We start from the raw sequence: 15,940 nt of genomic DNA on the forward strand, positions 1-15,940 counted from the left end.
TCCCCGCGCAGGCCCTCGTCCTACACCGCGCCGCCGCTGGCGCGCCTACCCTGCAGGCGTGCCCTCGACCGCCAGGATGCCCGCCCCCTCGACCCACCCGGCGCCGCGAGCCCCCGGGCTGGGTGATCTGCCGGCCCGCTACCGCCAGGTGCGCCGGCATTCGCTGCGGCTGGCCGCGCCGCTGTCGGCCGAGGACCAGTGCGTGCAGTCCATGCCCGACGCCAGCCCCACCAAATGGCACCTGGCGCACATCACCTGGTTCTTCGAATCGCTGCTGCTGGCGCCGCACGCCCCCGGCTACCGCGCGTTCGACCCGCGCTGGCACTACCTGTTCAACTCGTACTACGAGGCGCTGGGCCCGCGCCACCCGCGCCCGCAGCGCGGCCTGCTGACCCGCCCCTCGCTGGACGAGGTGCACGCCTACCGCCGCCACGTCGATGCCGCGGTCGAGGCGCTGCTGGCCGACCCCGCCGCGCTGCCGCGGATCGGGCCCATCCTGACGCTGGGCCTGCACCACGAGCAGCAGCACCAGGAGCTGCTGCTCACCGACATCCTGCACGCCTTCGCCTGCCACCCGCTGCTGCCGGCCTACCGCGAACCGTCCGCGCCCGCGCTGCGGCTGGCGGCCCAGGCCCCCGGTCCGCGCTGGCTGGCGCACGACGGCGGCACCGTCCACATCGGCCACGCCGGTCCCGGCTTCGCCTTCGACAACGAGGGCCCGCGCCACGCCGTGCTGCTGCGGCCCTTCGCCATCGCCGACCGGCTGGTGAGCTGCGGCGAGTACGCCCGCTTCGTCGCCGACGGCGGCTACCAGCGGTCTGGCCTGTGGCTGTCCGACGGCTGGGCAACGGTGCAGGCCGGCGGCTGGCGCCACCCGGCCTACTGGCTGGCGCCCGGCGACCCGCGCCTGGCCCTGCGCGGCATCGGCGCGGCCGAGGGCTGGCACGTGTTCGGCCTCGACGGCCCGCGGCCCCTGGACGCCCAGGCGCCGGTGTCGCAACTGAGCTTCTACGAAGCCGCCGCCTACGCCGAATGGGCCGGCGCCCGCCTGCCCACCGAGGCCGAATGGGAAGCCGCCTGCGCCCTGCCCGGCTTCGCGCAGGCCACCGGCCACGCCTGGCAATGGACGCGCTCGGCCTACGACCCGTACCCCGGCTTCCGGCCGCTGCCCGGCCCGGCGGCCGAATACAACGGCAAGTTCATGGTCGGCCAGATCGTGCTGCGCGGCGGCAGCCTGGCCACCCCGCCGGGCCACGCGCGGCCCACCTACCGCAACTTCTTCCCGCCGGCCGCGCGCTGGCAGTTCAGCGGCCTGCGGCTGGCCCGGGACCTGCCGTGACCGCGCCGGCCCGCCCGCCCGACGCCGCCGCCGGCCAGGACGCCGCCGGCGACTTCGCCCGCGAGCTGCTGCAGGCGCTGGCGCGGCGCCCGCGCGGCATCTCGCCCAAGTGGTTCTACGACGCGCGCGGCTCGCGGCTGTTCGACCGCATCGGCGCGCTGCCCGAGTACTACCCCACGCGCACCGAGCTGGGCATCCTGCGCGCGCGCGCCGGCGAGATCGCGCGGCACGTCGGGCCGGACGCGGAGATCGTCGAGTTCGGCGCCGGCTCGCTGGTCAAGGTGCGGCGGCTGCTGCAGGCGCTGCGCGCGCCGCGGCGTTACCTGCCCATCGACATCTCGGGCGAGCACCTGGAAGGCGCCGCCCGCGCGCTGCGCGCCGAGTACCCCGGCCTGGCGGTGCAGCCCATCGTGGCCGACTACACGCGCGCCTTCGCGCAGCCCGCGCCGCTGGCGGGATCGCGCCGCCGCGTCGGCTTCTTCCCCGGCTCCACGCTGGGCAACTTCGATCCGCCCGAGGCGCTGGCCTTCCTGCGGCGGGCCGCGCGGCTGCTGGCCGGCGGCGGGCTGCTGCTGGGGGTGGACCTGGTCAAGCCGCCGCCAATCCTGCACGCGGCCTACAACGACGCGCAGGGCGTCACCGCCGCCTTCAACCTCAACCTGCTGGCGCGCGCCAACGCCGAGCTGGGCACCGACTTCGACCTGGGGGCTTCGACCACGCGGCCTTCTACAACGCGCCGCTGCAGCGCGTCGAGATGCACCTGGTCAGCCGCCGCGCCCAGGCCGTGACGGTGCGCGGCCGCCGCTTCGGGTTCGACGAAGGCGAGGCGCTGCACACCGAGTCCTCGCACAAGTACACCATCGACGGCCTGCGCGCGCTGGCGGCGCGCGCGGGCTTCGGCATCGGGCCGGTGTGGACCGACGCCGAGCGCCTGTTCAGCGTGCACTGGCTGCCCGCCGCACAATAGGCGCTTCCCAGGAGACCCCGCCATGAAAGCCATCTGGAACGGCGCGACCATCGCCGAGAGCGACGACACCGTGCTCGTCGAGGGCAACCACTACTTCCCGGTCGAGTCGCTGCGGCGGGAATACGTCACCTTCAGCAACCACCACACCGTCTGCCCATGGAAGGGCACGGCCAGCTACTGGTCGCTGCTGGTCGACGGCGACCTCAACCCCGAGGCCGCGTGGTACTACCCCGACCCGAAGCCCGAGGCCGAGATGGTGCGCGGCCGCGTGGCGTTCTGGAAGGGCGTGAGGGTCGGGCCCTGATGCGCGGCGCGGCCTGCCCCCATCCCGCGCCGGGCACCCGCCCGGCACCAAGCCGCCGCCGCGTGCTGGCCGGCGGCGCGCTGCTGGCAAGCCTGCTGCCGGCGCTGGCCGCCTGCGCCGCCCCCGCCGGCATGCGCGGCATCACCTTGTCGCGGCAGCGGCTGAACGAACTGCTGGCGCGCAGCTTCCCGTACACGCGCGGCTTCTCCGGCCTGGCCGACCTGACGCTGCAGTCGCCCCGGCTGCGCCTGCTGCCCGAGAGCAACCGCCTGGGCACCGCGCTGGACGTGGTGCTGGCCGAGCGCGTCACCGGCGGACGCTTCGGCGGCGGCATGGACCTGGACTACGGCCTGCGCTTCGACGCCCAGCAGGGCGCCATCCGCATGGCCGACGTGCGCGTGAACCGGCTGGACATCGACCCCCTGCCGCCAACGCAGCGCGCCCTGGTGGCGCAATACGCCCCGCGCGTGGCCGAGCAGTTGCTGGCCGACCTGGTGCTGTACCGCCTGCCGGCCGAGCAGCTGGCGCTGGCGCGCGACCTGGGCCTGGGCGTGGGCGCGCTGCGCGTGCTGCCCGAGGGGCTGCGCATCGACCTGGTGCCGCAAGGGCTGCGCTGAGGCGCCGGGCCTCCTTCGGCTTTTTAAGTGCCAAATCGGCCACTGGCTGGCGTTCACGCTGCGCCAACAGCTATTGGAAGAATAGCTTCAGCAATCCTCTCGGCACCGCGTAACATTCAAGCGCGCGCCGCAATTGGCCGCGCACCCCCACAATCGCCAGCGACCCCACTCCACCACCTGAAGGAAATCCGCGCATGAGCACGACGTCTCCAACCATCATCTACACCCTGACCGACGAGGCGCCCGCGTTGGCCACGGCCTCGCTGCTGCCCATCGTGCGCACCTTCGCCAAGGCCGCCGACGTCAACGTGAAGACCAGCGACATCTCGGTGGCGGCGCGCGTGCTGGCCCTGTTTCCGGAGGCGTTGAGCGAGGCGCAGCGCGTCCCCGATACCCTGGGCGAGCTGGGCCGGCTGACGCTGACGCCCGAGGCCAACATCATCAAGCTGCCCAACATCAGTGCGTCGGTGGCGCAGCTCAAGGCCGCCGTCAAGGAACTGCAGGACAAGGGCTACAAGCTCCCCGACTTCCCCGAGAACCCGCAGACGGACGAGGAAAAAGACATCCGCGCGCGCTACAACAAGTGCATCGGCAGCGCGGTGAACCCGGTGCTGCGCGAGGGCAACTCCGACCGCCGTGCGCCCAGGGCGGTGAAGGAATACGCGCGCAAGAACCCGCACAGCATGGCCGACTGGAGCCAGGCCTCGCGCTCGCACGTCTCGCACATGCACCACGGCGACTTTTACCACGGCGAGAAGTCGATGACGCTGGACAAGGCGCGCGACGTGAAGATGGAGCTGATCACCAAGAGCGGCAAGACCATCGTGCTCAAGCCCAAGGTGGCGCTGCAGGACCGCGAAGTCATCGACTCCATGTTCATGAGCAAGAAGGCGCTGGTGGCCTTCTACGAGAAGGAGATCGAGGACGCGCACAAGACGGGCGTGATGTTCTCGCTGCACGTGAAGGCGACCATGATGAAAGTGTCGCACCCGATCGTGTTCGGCCACTGCGTGAAGATCTTCTACAAGGAGGCGTTCGAGAAGCACGCCAAGCTGTTCGAGGAGCTGGGCGTCAACGTCAACAACGGCATGGTCGACCTGTACAACAAGATCGCCGCCCTGCCGCAGAGCACGCAGGACGAGATCAAGCGCGACCTGCACGCCTGCCACGAGCACCGGCCCGAGCTGGCCATGGTCGATTCGGCCAAGGGCATCACCAACTTCCACTCGCCCAACGACGTCATCGTCGATGCGTCGATGCCGGCCATGATCCGCAACGGCGGCAAGATGTGGGGCGCCGACGGCCGCCTGAAGGACGTCAAGGCCGTGATGCCCGAATCGACCTTCGCCCGCATCTACCAGGAGATGATCAACTTCTGCAAGTGGCACGGCGCGTTCGACCCCAAGACCATGGGCACCGTGCCCAACGTGGGCCTGATGGCGCAGCAGGCCGAGGAATACGGCTCGCACGACAAGACCTTCGAGATCACCGAGGACGGCGTGGCCAACATCACCGACCTGGCCACCGGCGAGGTGCTGATGAGCCAGAACGTGGAGCAGGGCGACATCTGGCGCATGTGCCAGGTCAAGGACGCGCCGATCCGCGACTGGGTCAAGCTGGCCGTCACGCGGGCGCGCAACTCGGGCACGCCGGTGGTCTTCTGGCTCGACCCGTACCGCCCGCACGAGGCGCAGCTGATCACCAAGGTCAAGATGTACCTACACGAGCACGACACCACCGGCCTGCACATCGAGATCATGAGCCAGGTGCGCGCCATGCGCTACACGCTGGAACGCGTGGTGCGCGGGCTGGACACCATCAGCGCCACCGGCAACATCCTGCGCGACTACCTGACCGACCTGTTCCCCATCATGGAGCTGGGCACCAGCGCCAAGATGCTGTCCATCGTGCCGCTGATGGCCGGCGGCGGCATGTACGAGACGGGCGCCGGCGGCTCGGCGCCCAAGCACGTGCAGCAGCTCGTGGAGGAAAACCATCTGCGCTGGGACTCGCTGGGCGAGTTCCTGGCGCTGGCGGTGAGCCTGGAGGACCTGGGGCTGAAGTATGGCAACGCCAAGGCCACCATCCTGGCCAAGACGCTGGACGCCGCCACCGGCAAGCTGCTGGACAACAACAAAGGCCCCAGCCCCAAGACCGGCCAGCTCGACAACCGCGGCAGCCACTTCTACCTGGCGCTGTACTGGGCGCAGGCGCTGGCGGCGCAGACCGAGGACAAGGAGCTGGCGGCGCGCTTCCAGCCGCTGGCCGACGCGCTGGCCGCGGGCGAGCCGAAGATCGTCGAGGAACTGGCCGCGGTGCAGGGCAAGCCGGCCGACATCGGCGGCTACTACAAGGCCGACCCCGCCAAGACCAAGGCGGTGATGCGCCCGAGCAAGACCTTCAACGACGCGCTGGCGGCGGCGGGTTGAGGTCCAGCCCGGATGGCCTCGCCGCCATCCGGGCTGGATAGCTATTCAAAAGATAGCTGATGCCGAAATCGGGACGCGGGCAAGCGCCCGATCCGGCTTGAAATCACGGCGCGGCCGGCACCTGCAGCCCACGCTGCACCGCCAGCCGCGCGGCGAAGGCGTCGAGCACGCGGTGCACTTCGGCGAAGTCCTCGAAGTGCACCAGCTCGCCCGCGCCGTAGAAGCCGACCAGGTTGCGCACCCACGGAAAGATGGCGACGTCGGCGATGGTGTAGTCGTCGCCCATCATCCAGGCGCGGCCCTTCAGGTGGCGGTCCAGCACGTCCAGCAGGCGCGCGCTCTCGGCGGCGTAGCGCTCCAGCGGACGCTTGTCCTCGATGTCCTTGCCGGCGAACTTGTGGAAGAAGCCGAGCTGGCCGAACATCGGCCCGACGCCGCCCATCTGGAACATCAGCCACTGCAGCGCCTGGTAGCGCGCGGCGGGGTCCCGGGGCAGCAACTGGCCGGTCTTGTCGGCCAGGTAGACCAGGATCGCGCCCGACTCGAACAGCGCCAGCGGCCGGCCGCCCGGCCCCTGCGGGTCGAGGATGGCGGGGATCTTGTTGTTGGGGCTGAGCGAGAGGAACCCGGCCGAGAACTGGTCCTGCGTGTCGAAGCTGACGCGGTGCGCCTCGTAGGGCAGGCCGGTTTCCTCCAGCATGATCGAGACCTTGACGCCATTGGGCGTGGGCAGCGAATAGAGCTGCAGCCGGTCGGGGTGGCGCGCGGGCCATTTGCGGGTGATGGGGAAGGTGCCGAGGTCATTCATGCGGCGCACTATAGCCACCGGCGGGTGCGCGATCGCGGCGATGGGCGTAAAGTCCCTTTTCATCGATCCCACGCCCGCCCACCGAGGCCCCGCCCACCATGAACGCCCCCTTGCACCGTGACCTGCCCGCCGTGCTGGACGCCACCGCCGCGCGCCGGCAGATCGACCAGGCCTGGGAAGGCGACATCCTGCGCCAACTCACCGACTACATCGCCATCCCCGCCAAGTCGCCCGGGTTCGACCCCGACTGGGCCGCGCACGGCTACATCGACCGCGTGGTGCAAAGCGCCGCGCAGTGGGTCGAGGCGCGGAAGGTGCCCGGCCTGACGCTGGAAGTGGTGCGCCTGGAGGGCCGCACGCCGGTGATCTTCTTCGAGATCGCGGGCACCAAGGCCGGCAGCACCCAGACGGCGCTGATGTACGGCCACCTGGACAAGCAGCCCGAGTTCTCCGGCTGGCGCGCGGGCCTGGGGCCCTGGACGCCCAAGTACCTGGACGGCAAGCTCTACGGCCGCGGCGGCGCCGACGACGGCTACGCGGTGTACGCCGCCATCGCCGCCGTGCAGGCGGTCAAGGCGCAGAACCTGCCGCACCCGCGCATCGTCGGCCTGATCGAGGCCAGCGAGGAAAGCGGCTCGCCCGACCTGCTGCCCTACATCGACGCGCTGAAAAGCCGCTTGGGGCAAGTGGGCCTGGTGGTGTGCCTGGACTCGGGCGCCGGCAACTACGACCAGCTGTGGCTCACCACCAGCCTGCGCGGCATGGCCGCCGGCGTGCTGAAGGTGGAGGTGCTGACCGAAGGCGTGCACTCGGGCGACGCCTCGGGCGTGGTGCCCAGCAGCTTCCGCATCCTGCGCCAGCTGCTCGACCGGCTGGAGGACAGCGCCACCGGCCGCCTGCTGCCCGCCAGCTTCCATTGCGAAGTGCCGGCCGAACGCCTGGCGCAGGCCCAGGCCACCGCCGCCATCCTGGGCGACGAGGTGTACCGGCGCTTCCCGTGGGCGCACCACGACTGCGGCGGCAGCACCGTCTTCACCCTGCCCACCACCACCGACCCGGTACAGGCGCTGCTGCGGCGCACCTGGCAGCCCACGCTCAGCGTCACCGGCGCCGAGGGCCTGCCGGCGCTGCGCGACGCCGGCAACGTGCTGCGGCCCTACACCGCCTTCAAGCTCAGCCTGCGCCTGCCGCCGCTGGTCGATGCCGCGCAGGCCGTGCAGGAGTTGAAGCGCCTGCTGGAAGACAACGCGCCCTACCAGGCGCGCGTGACCTTCGACGGCGAAGGCGGCGCCACCGGCTGGAACGCGCCCGGCCTCGCGCCATGGTTCGGGCAGGCGCTGGACGCGGCGTCCCGCGCCCACTTCGGCGCGCCCTGCGGCTACATCGGCCAGGGCGGCACCATCCCGCTGATGAACCAGCTCAGCCAGGGCTTTCCCGCCGCGCAGATGATGGTTTGCGGCGTGCTCGGTCCCCAGAGCAACGCCCACGGCCCCAACGAGTTCCTGCACGTGCCCTATGCCAAGCGCCTGACCGCCGCCGTGGCCGAGGTGATCGCCCGCATGCCCTGAAGGAACAGGCGCCCGCATGGCCGACCCGACGCTGACCAGCATCGCCAGCACGCAGGGCGACGCGCTGGCGATGCACGACTGGCCGGTGCCCCTGGGCGCGCCGATCCGCGGCGTGGTGGTGGTGCTGCACAGCGTGGGCGAGCACGCGGCGCGCTACGAGGACGTGGCCAGGCGGCTGAACCAGTGGGGCTTCTCGGTGCGCGGCTACGACCAGTACGGCCACGGCGAATCGGTGGGCGTGCGCGGCGACCTGCCGGCCGACGACCGGCTGCTGGCCGACCTGGCCGCCGTCATCGACGACACGCGCATGCGCATGGACGACCGGCTGCCGCTGATCCTGATGGGCCACTCGGTCGGCGCCCTGGTGGCGGCGCGCCTGGTGACGCTGAAGATGCGCCGCGCCGAGGGCCTGGTGATGGCCTCGCCCGCGCTGCGGGTGAACCTGCCCTGGGTACGCCGGATGCTGGTGCGCGTGCTGCACCGCGTAGCGCCGCGGGTGCGGCTGGCCAGCGGCCTGCGGCGGCGCTACCTGACGCACGACCAGGCCGTGGTCGACGCCTTCCGCCGCGACCCGCTGGCACACGGCCTCGTCAGCGCGCGGCTGGGATACTTCGTCCTCGGCGCCGGCCCCGCCGTGCTGGCGTGCGCGCCGCGCTGGCGGCTGCCAACCCTGGTGCTCTACGGCGGGCAGGACCGGCTGATCGACCCCGGCGGCAGCCGCGACTTCACCGCCGCCGCTCCGGTCGAATGGGTAACGGCGCACGCCTTTCCGCTGCACTTCCACGAGCTGTTCAACGAGCTGGAGCGCGAGCCGGTGTTCGACGTCCTGCACGACTGGCTGGTGGCGCGTTTTCCGCCGATCCTGCGGGCGTTCACGGGCGAGCCGCTGCTGGCCGGCCGGATTTGAATCAAATCGACCGCAAGCCCGTGCTGATATTGCGCTATAAGCTATCTAAATAGTAGCATCAGGCTGCCGCGCGGCGCCGCGGGCCCAGCCACAGCAGCGCCGCCGCCACCAGCGCCAGCGCGGGCAGCGCGCCCAGGTTCAGCCAGGCCCAGCCCTGGGTCGTGACCAGCGCGCCCGAGGCGAACGAAGTCAGCGCCATGGTGGCGAACACGCAGAAGTTGATGGCCGCCTGCGCGCGGTCCTTCTCCTCGGGCCGGTAGGCGGTGAGCGCCAGCGCCGTGCTGCCGGTGAACAGGAAGTTCCAGCCCACGCCCAGCACCAGCAGCGCCGCCACGAACTGGTGCAGCGCCACGCCCGACAGCGCGATGGCCACGCACAGCGCATTCAGCGCCACGCCCACACCCATCACCGGCAGCACGCCGAAGCGGCGGATCAGGTGCCCAGTGGCGAAGCCCGGCGCGAACATGCCAATCACGTGCCACTGCAGCACCCACGCCGTGTCGCCAAAGCCGAAGCCGCACGCCTGCATGGCCAGCGGCGTGGCCGCCATCAGCAGGTTCATCACCCCGTAGCCCAGCGCCGCGGCGGCCGTGGCCACCACGAAGACCGGCTGGCGCATGATCTGGCCCAGCGGCCGCCCCGCTGGCGCTCCCGCGGCGGGCGCCGGCGCGCGCGGGAAATCGATGCGCGCCATCACCGCCATGCCGGCCAGCGCCACCGCCGCCAGCGCCAGGTACGCGCCGACGAAGGGCGTGGGCAGCAGGGTGCGCGTCCACGCCGCCAGATTGGGGCCGATGGCCGCGCCCAGCAGCCCGCCGGCCAGCACCAGCGACACGGCCTTCTCGCGCCAGGCCGGGGCCGCCAGCTCGGCCGCGGCGAAGCGGTAGAGTTGCCCGTTGGCGTTGTAGTAGCCCGCCACCACCGTGGCCAGCACCAGCAGCGGAAAGTGCCGCCACTGCGCCGCCAGCGCCGCCAGCAGCGCCGAACCCAGCGCCACCGCCAGCCCGATCTGGAACGACCCCCGCCGCCCGAAGCGCGCCTGCGAGCGCGCCACCAGCGGCGCCGCCAGCGCCCCGCCCACCACGTAGCCCATCACCGGCAGCGTCGCCATCCAGCCGTAGGGCGCCAGTTGCAGCCCCACCAGCCCGTTGATGGCGATGAAGGTGATGTTGTTGACCAGGAACAGGCCCTGGGCCAGGGCCAGCAGCAGCAAGCGGCGGTTCATGGCGCGGTCAGCAGCGCCAGCGCCGCCAGCGGCGCGGTTTCGGCCCGCAGCACGCGCGGCCCCAGGCAGGCGGGAGCGAAGCCGGCGGCGCGCGCGGCGGCTTGCTCTGCCGCGTCCAGGCCGCCCTCGGGGCCGGACAGCAGGGTCGCGGCCTGCCCCGGCGGCGCCGCGGCGGCGCGCAGGCCGGGCGCCGCCGCGTCGAGCGACAGCAGCCAGCGCGCGCCGTCTTCATGGTCCTTCAAATACGCCTGAAATGAGAGCTGCTCGCGCACGTCCAGCAATCGGTTGCGCCCGCTTTGCTCGCACGCCGCCACGGCGACGGCCTGCCAGTGCGCGCGCTTCCTGGCGGCGCGCTCACCGGCCAGGCGCAGGCTGCTGCGCGCCGTCAGCACCGGCGTCAGGCTGGCGGCGCCCAGCTCGGTCGCCTTCTCCACCAGCCAGTCCATGCGCTCGGCCGCCATCAGCCCCACGGCCAGGTGCACGGCGCGCGCGGCCTCGCGCTCGACGCCATCGTGCGTGCCCACGGTCACCTCGACCTCGCTGCGGCCCATGCGGGCGATGGTGGCGCCCCACTCGCCGCCGCGCCCGTCGAACAGCGTGACCGCGTGCCCCGGCTGCAGCCGCAGCACCTGGGCGTGGCGCGCGGCGCCGGGCGGCAGCGCCAGCCGGGCGCCGGCGACGAGATCGAAGGAGACGTGGAAGCGGGGCATATCGGCGGCGATTCTGGGGCACGCCGATGGTACGCTGCGCTGCCATGGTCCAGCGCCTCGCCCCCAGCGCCACCGCCTGCCCGTCCTGCCGCGCGCCGATGGACGTGCGCACCGTGCCCAGCCACAACGGCGCCACGGTGGAACTGGACCTGTGCCACGCCGCCACGGCCCGTGGTTCGACGGCAACGAAAACCTGCGCATCGCCCCGGCCGGCGTGGTGGAGCTGTTCCGCCAGCTGCACGCGCACCGCCACGGCCCGCAGGCGCCGCTGGCCCGGCGCATGGCCTGCCCGCGCTGCCGGCGCGAGCTGGCCGAGGGGGTGGACCTGGTGCGCTCGGGCCGCTACATCACGTACCGCTGTCCGCAGCGGCACGGGCACTTCTCGACTTTCTCGTCGTTCATGATCGAGAAGGGCTTCGTGCGCCAGCTCACCGCGCCCGAGATCGCCGACTTGGCCGAGCGCCTGCGCGTCATCCACTGCGGCAGCTGCGGTGCCCGGTCGACCTGCGCCAGGACCACGCCTGCCCCTACTGCCGCGCGGCGTTCTCGCTGCTGGACCCGAAGGCGGTGGAGCGCGCCCTGGCCGGCTACGGCGCGCAGGCCCGGCGCGCCGACGCCGGCCCGCGCCCCGCCGACCTGGCCGATGCCCTGGTCAGCCTGGAACGCTCCCGACGCGAGGCGCGGAAGGAGCGCCGGCAGGGCACCACGCCCGCCAGTGGCGGCGACCTGTGGACCGCGGGGCTGGACCTGGTGTGGGACTGGTTGGCGCGCCGGTAGCGCTGCATATTCAATAGCTATTGGTCCAATATGGAAGCCGGCTGAGGCCCGATTCGGCTTGAAACCGGCGACGCTCAACCGCCTTCGGCCACCGCCGGCAGCACCGTGCCCCGGCATTCGCCGAAGCCGATGCGCGCGGCGCCGGGCTTTTCGCACCAGCCGCGCAGGATCACGCTGTCGCCGTCCTGCAGAAAGCCGCGCTGCTCGCCGCCGCCCACCTCGACCGGCCGCTGCCCGCCGTGGGCCAGCTCGATCATGGCACCGGCCTCGCCGGGCCCGGGGCCGGAGATGGTGCCGCTGCCGATCAGGTCGCCGGGCTGCAGGCTGCAGCCGCCGGCCGTGTGGTGCGCCACCATCTGGCCGATGCTCCAGTACTGGTGCCGAAAGCTCGTGCCCGACAGCCGCGCCGGGCCGCGCCCCGCGCGCCGCGCGGCCTCGCTCTCCAGCCAGACTTCCAACTGGACATCGAAGGCGCCGGCCGCGCGGTTGGCCGCCGATTCAAGGTAGGCCAGCGGCTGCGGGTCGGCGGCCGGCCGCGTCCAGGCCGTGCGGTAGGGCGCCAGCGCGTCCAGCGTCACGATCCAGGGCGCCACGGTGGTGGCGAAGTTCTTGGCGTGGAAGGGCCCCAGCGGCGTCATCTCCCACACCTGGATGTCGCGCGCCGACCAGTCGTTGAGCAGGCTGATGCCGAAGATGTGGGCGTCGGCCTGTTCCAGCGGGATGCGGCGGCCAGCGGCGTTGCCGGGGCCGACCCAGACGCCCAGCTCCAGCTCGTAGTCCATGCGGACGCAGGGCTGGAACACCGGCGCGCCGGCGCCCGGCGGCACCCACTGGCCCCGCGGCCGGTGGAACTGCTGGCCGCTCACGCCCAGGGTGGACACGCGCCCGTGGTAGGCCTGCGGCAGCCAGCGGAAGTTGGGCGTCACGTCGGCGCCGGGGCGCATGATGCGCATGCAGTTGAGCGCGTGGTCGAGCGAGGTGTAGAAGTCGGTGTAGTCGCCGATGCGCGCGGGCAGGGTGTATTCCACCTCGGCCAGCGGAATCAGGCAGGCGCGCACCCGGCGCTGCGCGTCGGCGCTGGCGCCTTCGGCCAGCAGCGCGAACAGCGCCTGGCGCAGCGCGCGCCAGGCGGCGGGGCCGGCGCCCATGAAGCGGTTCAGCGCGGGCTCGGCCGCCAGCGCCAGCGCCTCGGCCGCCGCGCCCGTCACCAGGCCGGTGGCGGCCAGCGCGGCCAGGTCCAGCGCCTGGTCGCCGATGGCCACGGCGCCGCGCCAGGGCGCGCCGCCGCCGCGCGGGCGCAGCACGGCGAAGGGCAGGTTCTGGATGGGGAAGTCGCAGCCGGCGGCCTGGGCGCTGGCCAGCCAGCTGCGCGCGGCGGGGTCGTGGGTGGCATCGAGGAGGGTCATGGTTGCTATTATTTAAGTAGCTATAAGCGTAATTTTCACGCCGGCGTACGGCCAAAAAGGCTTGAAAAACCGCTCAGGCCGGCTGCGGCAGCAGCGCGTCGTCGAAGATGGCCACCGCGCGCGTCCAGCCGGCCGAGGCGCCGCGGATCTTGTGCGGAAAGCAGCTGACGATGAAGCCCGTGGCCGGCAGCGCCTCCAGGTTGTGCAGCTTCTCGATGTGGCAGTAGCCGATGTCGCGGCCGGCCTTGTGGCCTTCCCAGATCAGGCCGGCGTCCTTCGATTCAGCGTACTTCTGCGCGGTGTGGACGAAAGGCGCATCCCAGCTCCAGGCGTCGGTGCCCGTCAGGCGCACGCCGCGCTCCAGCAGGTACATGGTCGCTTCGTAGCCCATGCCGCAGCCGGCCGACACGAAGTCGTCGTGGCCGTAGCGGCTGCCGGCGCGGGTGTTGACCACCACGATCTCCAGCGGCTTCAATTCATGGTCGATGCGCTTCAACTCGGCTTCCACATCGGCGGCGGTCACCACGTAGCCGTCGGCGAAGTGGCGGAAGTCCAGCTTCACGCCGGGCTGGAAGCACCACTCCAGCGGCACCTGGTCGATGGCGATGGCGGGCTTCTTCTGCCCGCTTTTTGCGTCCATGGTGGAGTGGAAGTGGTAGGGCGCGTCGAGGTGCGTGCCGTTGTGGGTGGACAGCTGCACCCGCTCCACCGCCCAGCCTTCGCCGTCGGGCAGGTCCTCTTTTTTCAGGCCGGGGAAGAAAGGCGCGATCTGCTCGAAGGTGTGCTCGTGCGTGAAGTACTGGATCCTGGGCGCGAAGGCGGGCGGGTCGCTCACCACGTCGTTTTCCAGAAAGATCGACAAGTCGACGAATCGGCGGGGCATGGGTTTCTCCTTGGGGTTATCGAGGCGTTCAATCGGCGGTGATGTGGTTGTCGCGCACCACTTTGGCCCAGGCCTGGGCGTCGTCCTTCAGGAACTTCTGGAAGTCCGCCGGCGTGCCGCCGGCCGGCACCAGCCCCAGGTCCTTCAGGCGGCGCTGGAAGTCGGTGGTGGCGATGATCTTCTGGGCCACGTCGTTGATCCTCGCCACCACCGCCGGGGGCGTGCCCTTGGGCGCCAGCAGGCCGTGCCAGGAGTCGCCCACGAAGCCCTTGAAGGTCTCGTTCACCGCCGGCACGTCGGGCAGCGCCTCGGCCCGCTGGGGCCCGGTGACGGCCAAGGCGCGCATCTTGCCGGCCTGGATGTTGGGGATCGCCGTGGTGGTCGGCTCCAGCACCGTGGTGATCAGGCCGGCCATCAGGTCGGTCGTGGCGCTGGCCTTGTAGGGCACGTGGAGCATATCGGCGCCAGCGGCGTTCAGCAGCCGGACCATGGCCACGTGCGTGCCCTGGCCGATGCCGTAGCTGGCGTAGCTCAGCTTGCCGGGGCTGGCCTTGGCCGCCGCCAGCAGGTCGGCCAGCGTCTTGTAGGGAGACTGGACGGACGTGACCAGCACGTAGGGCACCGAGAGCACCCGGATGACCGGTACGAAGTCCTCCGCCTTGTAGGGCAGGGCCTTGTACACGTAAGGGTTGATCGACGTGGTGTTGTTGACGGTGTAGAGCAGCGTGTGGCCGTCGCCCGGCGCCGTCGCCACGGCCTGGGCGCCGATGATGGTGCTGGCGCCGGCCTTGTTGTCGACCACCACCGGCTGGCCCAGGGCCTTGGACATCGGCTCGCTCATCAGGCGCAGGATGACGTCGGGCGATCCACCGGCGCCGAAGGGCACAACGATGCGGATGGGCTTGCTCGGGAAGGCGCCCTGGGCCGGCGCGGCCAGCGGCATGAGCAGGGCCGCGCCTGCGGCGATGGCCGCGAGCGCGCGCCGCCGGGGCGAAGCCGCATCGAGAGCAGCGGCACGAAGGGAAAGGGCAAAGTTCATCGTGGTCTCCTTGGGGTGGTGCAGGTAGGGGCTCAGGAAGCGACTGGCCAGTGAACCATCGGCAGGCCAGGATGCACTCGGGCGCTGCAGGTCGTGGCGAACGTTCGCGCGGTCGACGACGAAGCGGTCGAGGGGATTGGCTGGGGTCATGGCGTGATCGGAGAGAGGAAAACAGTGGTTTCAAACAGTTGTATGAAACGAAGCATACGAAACCCAGCCATCGAAGCCAATCAGGGATTACCCTGGTTTTGGCGGATCAGCGCCGCGCCAAACCGGGCGGTGGCGTGCGGCTGGGCGCGCCGATGGCGGCGACCAGATAGTCCAGCAGGGCCTCGCGCCGCGCGACCCGGTCCGCCCCGTCGAAGCGCCCCATCGACATCGTCGAGATGCGGTTGGTCTTGCTGCGGTCACTGGCCGTGAGGATCACCGCGCAGTAGGTGAAGGCGTAGCGCCAGTAGAAATCGTCCGGGCTCACGTCCGGGCAAGCCAGGGCAAACGCGGCGATGTATTCCCTGGCCAGGGGATCGAAATGCTTGCGGATGATGCGGGCCGTCATCTCGCTGGGGCTGACGCGGTCCTTGATGAGCAGCTGCACCAGCACCGCGCCCTCGCCTGCCTCGTCGGCGTCCAGGTAGGGCGCGATGAAGGTGTCCAGCACGGCGCGCAGGGCGGGGCGCTGCCCGGCGCGCCGCGCTTCGTCCAGCACTTGGCGAAGGTGGGCCAGCCGCCGCGCGTTGACGCGCTCGGAGAGACTGTCGAGCACCGCCTCGCACAGGGCCTCCTTCGAGCCGAAGTGGTAGTTGACCGCCGCCAGGTTGACGCCGGCCGCGCTGGTCAGCTCGCGCAGGACGACTTTCTCCATGCCCTTCTCGGCGAACAGGCGCGTGGCGGCCGCGATGACTCGGGCCTTCGTGTCGTTAGAGAGGTCGAACGTGCGTTTGATTTCCATGCCGCGATGGTA

General features: G+C 71.4%; 15 protein-coding genes and 1 pseudogene. 8 read left to right on the plus strand and 8 right to left on the minus strand.

The features are described from left to right. The first annotated feature begins 76 nt into the window (after positions 1 to 76). The 5 genes and pseudogenes from egtB (at position 77) to IPG65_RS05735 (ending at position 5,656) form a co-directional block, all read left to right on the plus strand. Entirely contained in the window at positions 77 to 1,339 is a 1,263-nt protein-coding gene (gene egtB / locus IPG65_RS05715; RefSeq protein ID WP_293188290.1) for an ergothioneine biosynthesis protein EgtB, read from the plus strand. Further along, positions 1,336 to 2,306: pseudogene (gene egtD, locus IPG65_RS05720) on the plus strand (L-histidine N(alpha)-methyltransferase). The gene egtB and the pseudogene egtD overlap by 4 nt, the downstream one beginning before the upstream one ends. Positions 2,307 to 2,328: 22 nt before the next feature. Then, positions 2,329 to 2,610 carry a DUF427 domain-containing protein gene (locus tag IPG65_RS05725; protein ID WP_293188291.1) on the plus strand — a complete coding sequence of 94 codons (282 nt, stop codon included), beginning with the start codon at positions 2,329 to 2,331 and terminating at the stop codon, positions 2,608 to 2,610. Continuing rightward, the gene (locus tag IPG65_RS05730) at positions 2,610 to 3,227 is read left to right on the plus strand and encodes a DUF1439 domain-containing protein (protein WP_293188292.1); all 618 of its coding nucleotides are present in this window, start codon (positions 2,610 to 2,612) and stop codon (positions 3,225 to 3,227) included. The genes IPG65_RS05725 and IPG65_RS05730 overlap by 1 nt, the downstream gene beginning before the upstream one ends. A 194-nt stretch (positions 3,228 to 3,421) precedes the next feature. Next, complete coding sequence (locus IPG65_RS05735; protein ID WP_293188293.1) at positions 3,422 to 5,656, plus strand: NADP-dependent isocitrate dehydrogenase; 2,235 nt, start codon at positions 3,422 to 3,424, stop codon at positions 5,654 to 5,656. Between the two features lie 103 nt (positions 5,657 to 5,759). On the opposite strand, the gene IPG65_RS05740 is transcribed toward IPG65_RS05735, so the two are convergent. Then, positions 5,760 to 6,464, minus strand: coding sequence for a glutathione S-transferase N-terminal domain-containing protein (locus IPG65_RS05740; RefSeq protein WP_293188294.1), 705 nt, complete (start codon positions 6,462 to 6,464; stop codon positions 5,760 to 5,762). Between the two features lie 98 nt (positions 6,465 to 6,562). On the opposite strand from IPG65_RS05740, the gene IPG65_RS05745 reads away from it, so the two are divergent. Both IPG65_RS05745 and IPG65_RS05750 read left to right on the plus strand, forming a co-directional pair. Then, positions 6,563 to 8,032 (plus strand): M20 family metallopeptidase, encoded by a 1,470-nt coding sequence (locus tag IPG65_RS05745; protein WP_293188295.1) that lies wholly within the window; start codon positions 6,563 to 6,565, stop codon positions 8,030 to 8,032. Positions 8,033 to 8,048: 16 nt separating this feature from the next. After that, positions 8,049 to 8,939: an alpha/beta hydrolase gene (locus tag IPG65_RS05750; RefSeq protein WP_293188296.1), complete on the plus strand. Its 891-nt coding sequence runs from the start codon at positions 8,049 to 8,051 to the stop codon at positions 8,937 to 8,939. 58 nt (positions 8,940 to 8,997) lie between these two features. On the opposite strand, the gene IPG65_RS05755 is transcribed toward IPG65_RS05750, so the two are convergent. From IPG65_RS05755 to IPG65_RS19315, 3 genes are all read right to left on the minus strand, one after another. Further along, positions 8,998 to 10,164 (minus strand): MFS transporter, encoded by a 1,167-nt coding sequence (locus IPG65_RS05755; protein ID WP_293188297.1) that lies wholly within the window; start codon positions 10,162 to 10,164, stop codon positions 8,998 to 9,000. Further along, the gene (locus IPG65_RS05760) at positions 10,161 to 10,874 is read right to left on the minus strand and encodes a 16S rRNA (uracil(1498)-N(3))-methyltransferase (RefSeq protein WP_293188298.1); all 714 of its coding nucleotides are present in this window, start codon (positions 10,872 to 10,874) and stop codon (positions 10,161 to 10,163) included. Before IPG65_RS05760 ends, IPG65_RS05755 begins: the two co-directional genes overlap by 4 nt. Positions 10,875 to 11,216: 342 nt before the next feature. Further along, on the minus strand, positions 11,217 to 11,393 hold the full coding sequence (locus tag IPG65_RS19315) for a hypothetical protein (RefSeq protein ID WP_366820165.1): 177 nt from the start codon (positions 11,391 to 11,393) through the stop codon (positions 11,217 to 11,219). Positions 11,394 to 11,441: 48 nt separating this feature from the next. Here IPG65_RS19315 and IPG65_RS19320 point away from each other — a divergent pair, with 48 nt between their 5' ends. After that, positions 11,442 to 11,651: a hypothetical protein gene (locus IPG65_RS19320; RefSeq protein ID WP_366820167.1), complete on the plus strand. Its 210-nt coding sequence runs from the start codon at positions 11,442 to 11,444 to the stop codon at positions 11,649 to 11,651. A gap of 74 nt (positions 11,652 to 11,725) precedes the next feature. On the opposite strand, the gene fahA is transcribed toward IPG65_RS19320, so the two are convergent. From fahA to IPG65_RS05785, 4 genes are all read right to left on the minus strand, one after another. Continuing rightward, a complete protein-coding gene (gene fahA / locus IPG65_RS05770; RefSeq protein WP_293188299.1) occupies positions 11,726 to 13,057 on the minus strand; it encodes a fumarylacetoacetase in 1,332 nt (443 codons plus the stop codon). Positions 13,058 to 13,130: 73 nt separating this feature from the next. Further along, complete coding sequence (locus IPG65_RS05775) at positions 13,131 to 13,940, minus strand: cyclase family protein (RefSeq protein WP_293188300.1); 810 nt, start codon at positions 13,938 to 13,940, stop codon at positions 13,131 to 13,133. Positions 13,941 to 13,968: 28 nt separating this feature from the next. Beyond that, complete coding sequence (locus tag IPG65_RS05780) at positions 13,969 to 15,129, minus strand: tripartite tricarboxylate transporter substrate binding protein (protein ID WP_293188301.1); 1,161 nt, start codon at positions 15,127 to 15,129, stop codon at positions 13,969 to 13,971. A 106-nt stretch (positions 15,130 to 15,235) separates the two neighbouring features. Next, complete coding sequence (locus IPG65_RS05785) at positions 15,236 to 15,928, minus strand: TetR/AcrR family transcriptional regulator (protein WP_293188302.1); 693 nt, start codon at positions 15,926 to 15,928, stop codon at positions 15,236 to 15,238. Between the last annotated feature and the right edge of the window lie 12 nt (positions 15,929 to 15,940).

Origin of the sequence: Ottowia sp., assembly GCF_016703145.1 — a bacterium.
Taxonomy (GTDB): domain Bacteria; phylum Pseudomonadota; class Gammaproteobacteria; order Burkholderiales; family Burkholderiaceae_C; genus Ottowia.

Excerpts from the sequence above, each read along its gene's own strand:
- egtB (WP_293188290.1), top strand. The coding sequence starts at position 77 with ATGCCCGCCCCCTCGACCCACCCGGCGCCGCGAGCCCCCGGGCTGGGT.
- IPG65_RS05725 (WP_293188291.1), top strand. The coding sequence starts at position 2,329 with ATGAAAGCCATCTGGAACGGCGCGACCATCGCCGAGAGCGACGACACC.
- IPG65_RS05730 (WP_293188292.1), top strand. The coding sequence starts at position 2,610 with ATGCGCGGCGCGGCCTGCCCCCATCCCGCGCCGGGCACCCGCCCGGCA.
- IPG65_RS05735 (WP_293188293.1), top strand. The coding sequence starts at position 3,422 with ATGAGCACGACGTCTCCAACCATCATCTACACCCTGACCGACGAGGCG.
- IPG65_RS05740 (WP_293188294.1), bottom strand. The coding sequence starts at position 6,464 with ATGAATGACCTCGGCACCTTCCCCATCACCCGCAAATGGCCCGCGCGC.
- IPG65_RS05745 (WP_293188295.1), top strand. The coding sequence starts at position 6,563 with ATGAACGCCCCCTTGCACCGTGACCTGCCCGCCGTGCTGGACGCCACC.
- IPG65_RS05750 (WP_293188296.1), top strand. The coding sequence starts at position 8,049 with ATGGCCGACCCGACGCTGACCAGCATCGCCAGCACGCAGGGCGACGCG.
- IPG65_RS05755 (WP_293188297.1), bottom strand. The coding sequence starts at position 10,164 with ATGAACCGCCGCTTGCTGCTGCTGGCCCTGGCCCAGGGCCTGTTCCTG.
- IPG65_RS05760 (WP_293188298.1), bottom strand. The coding sequence starts at position 10,874 with ATGCCCCGCTTCCACGTCTCCTTCGATCTCGTCGCCGGCGCCCGGCTG.
- fahA (WP_293188299.1), bottom strand. The coding sequence starts at position 13,057 with ATGACCCTCCTCGATGCCACCCACGACCCCGCCGCGCGCAGCTGGCTG.
- IPG65_RS05775 (WP_293188300.1), bottom strand. The coding sequence starts at position 13,940 with ATGCCCCGCCGATTCGTCGACTTGTCGATCTTTCTGGAAAACGACGTG.
- IPG65_RS05780 (WP_293188301.1), bottom strand. The coding sequence starts at position 15,129 with ATGACCCCAGCCAATCCCCTCGACCGCTTCGTCGTCGACCGCGCGAAC.
- IPG65_RS05785 (WP_293188302.1), bottom strand. The coding sequence starts at position 15,928 with ATGGAAATCAAACGCACGTTCGACCTCTCTAACGACACGAAGGCCCGA.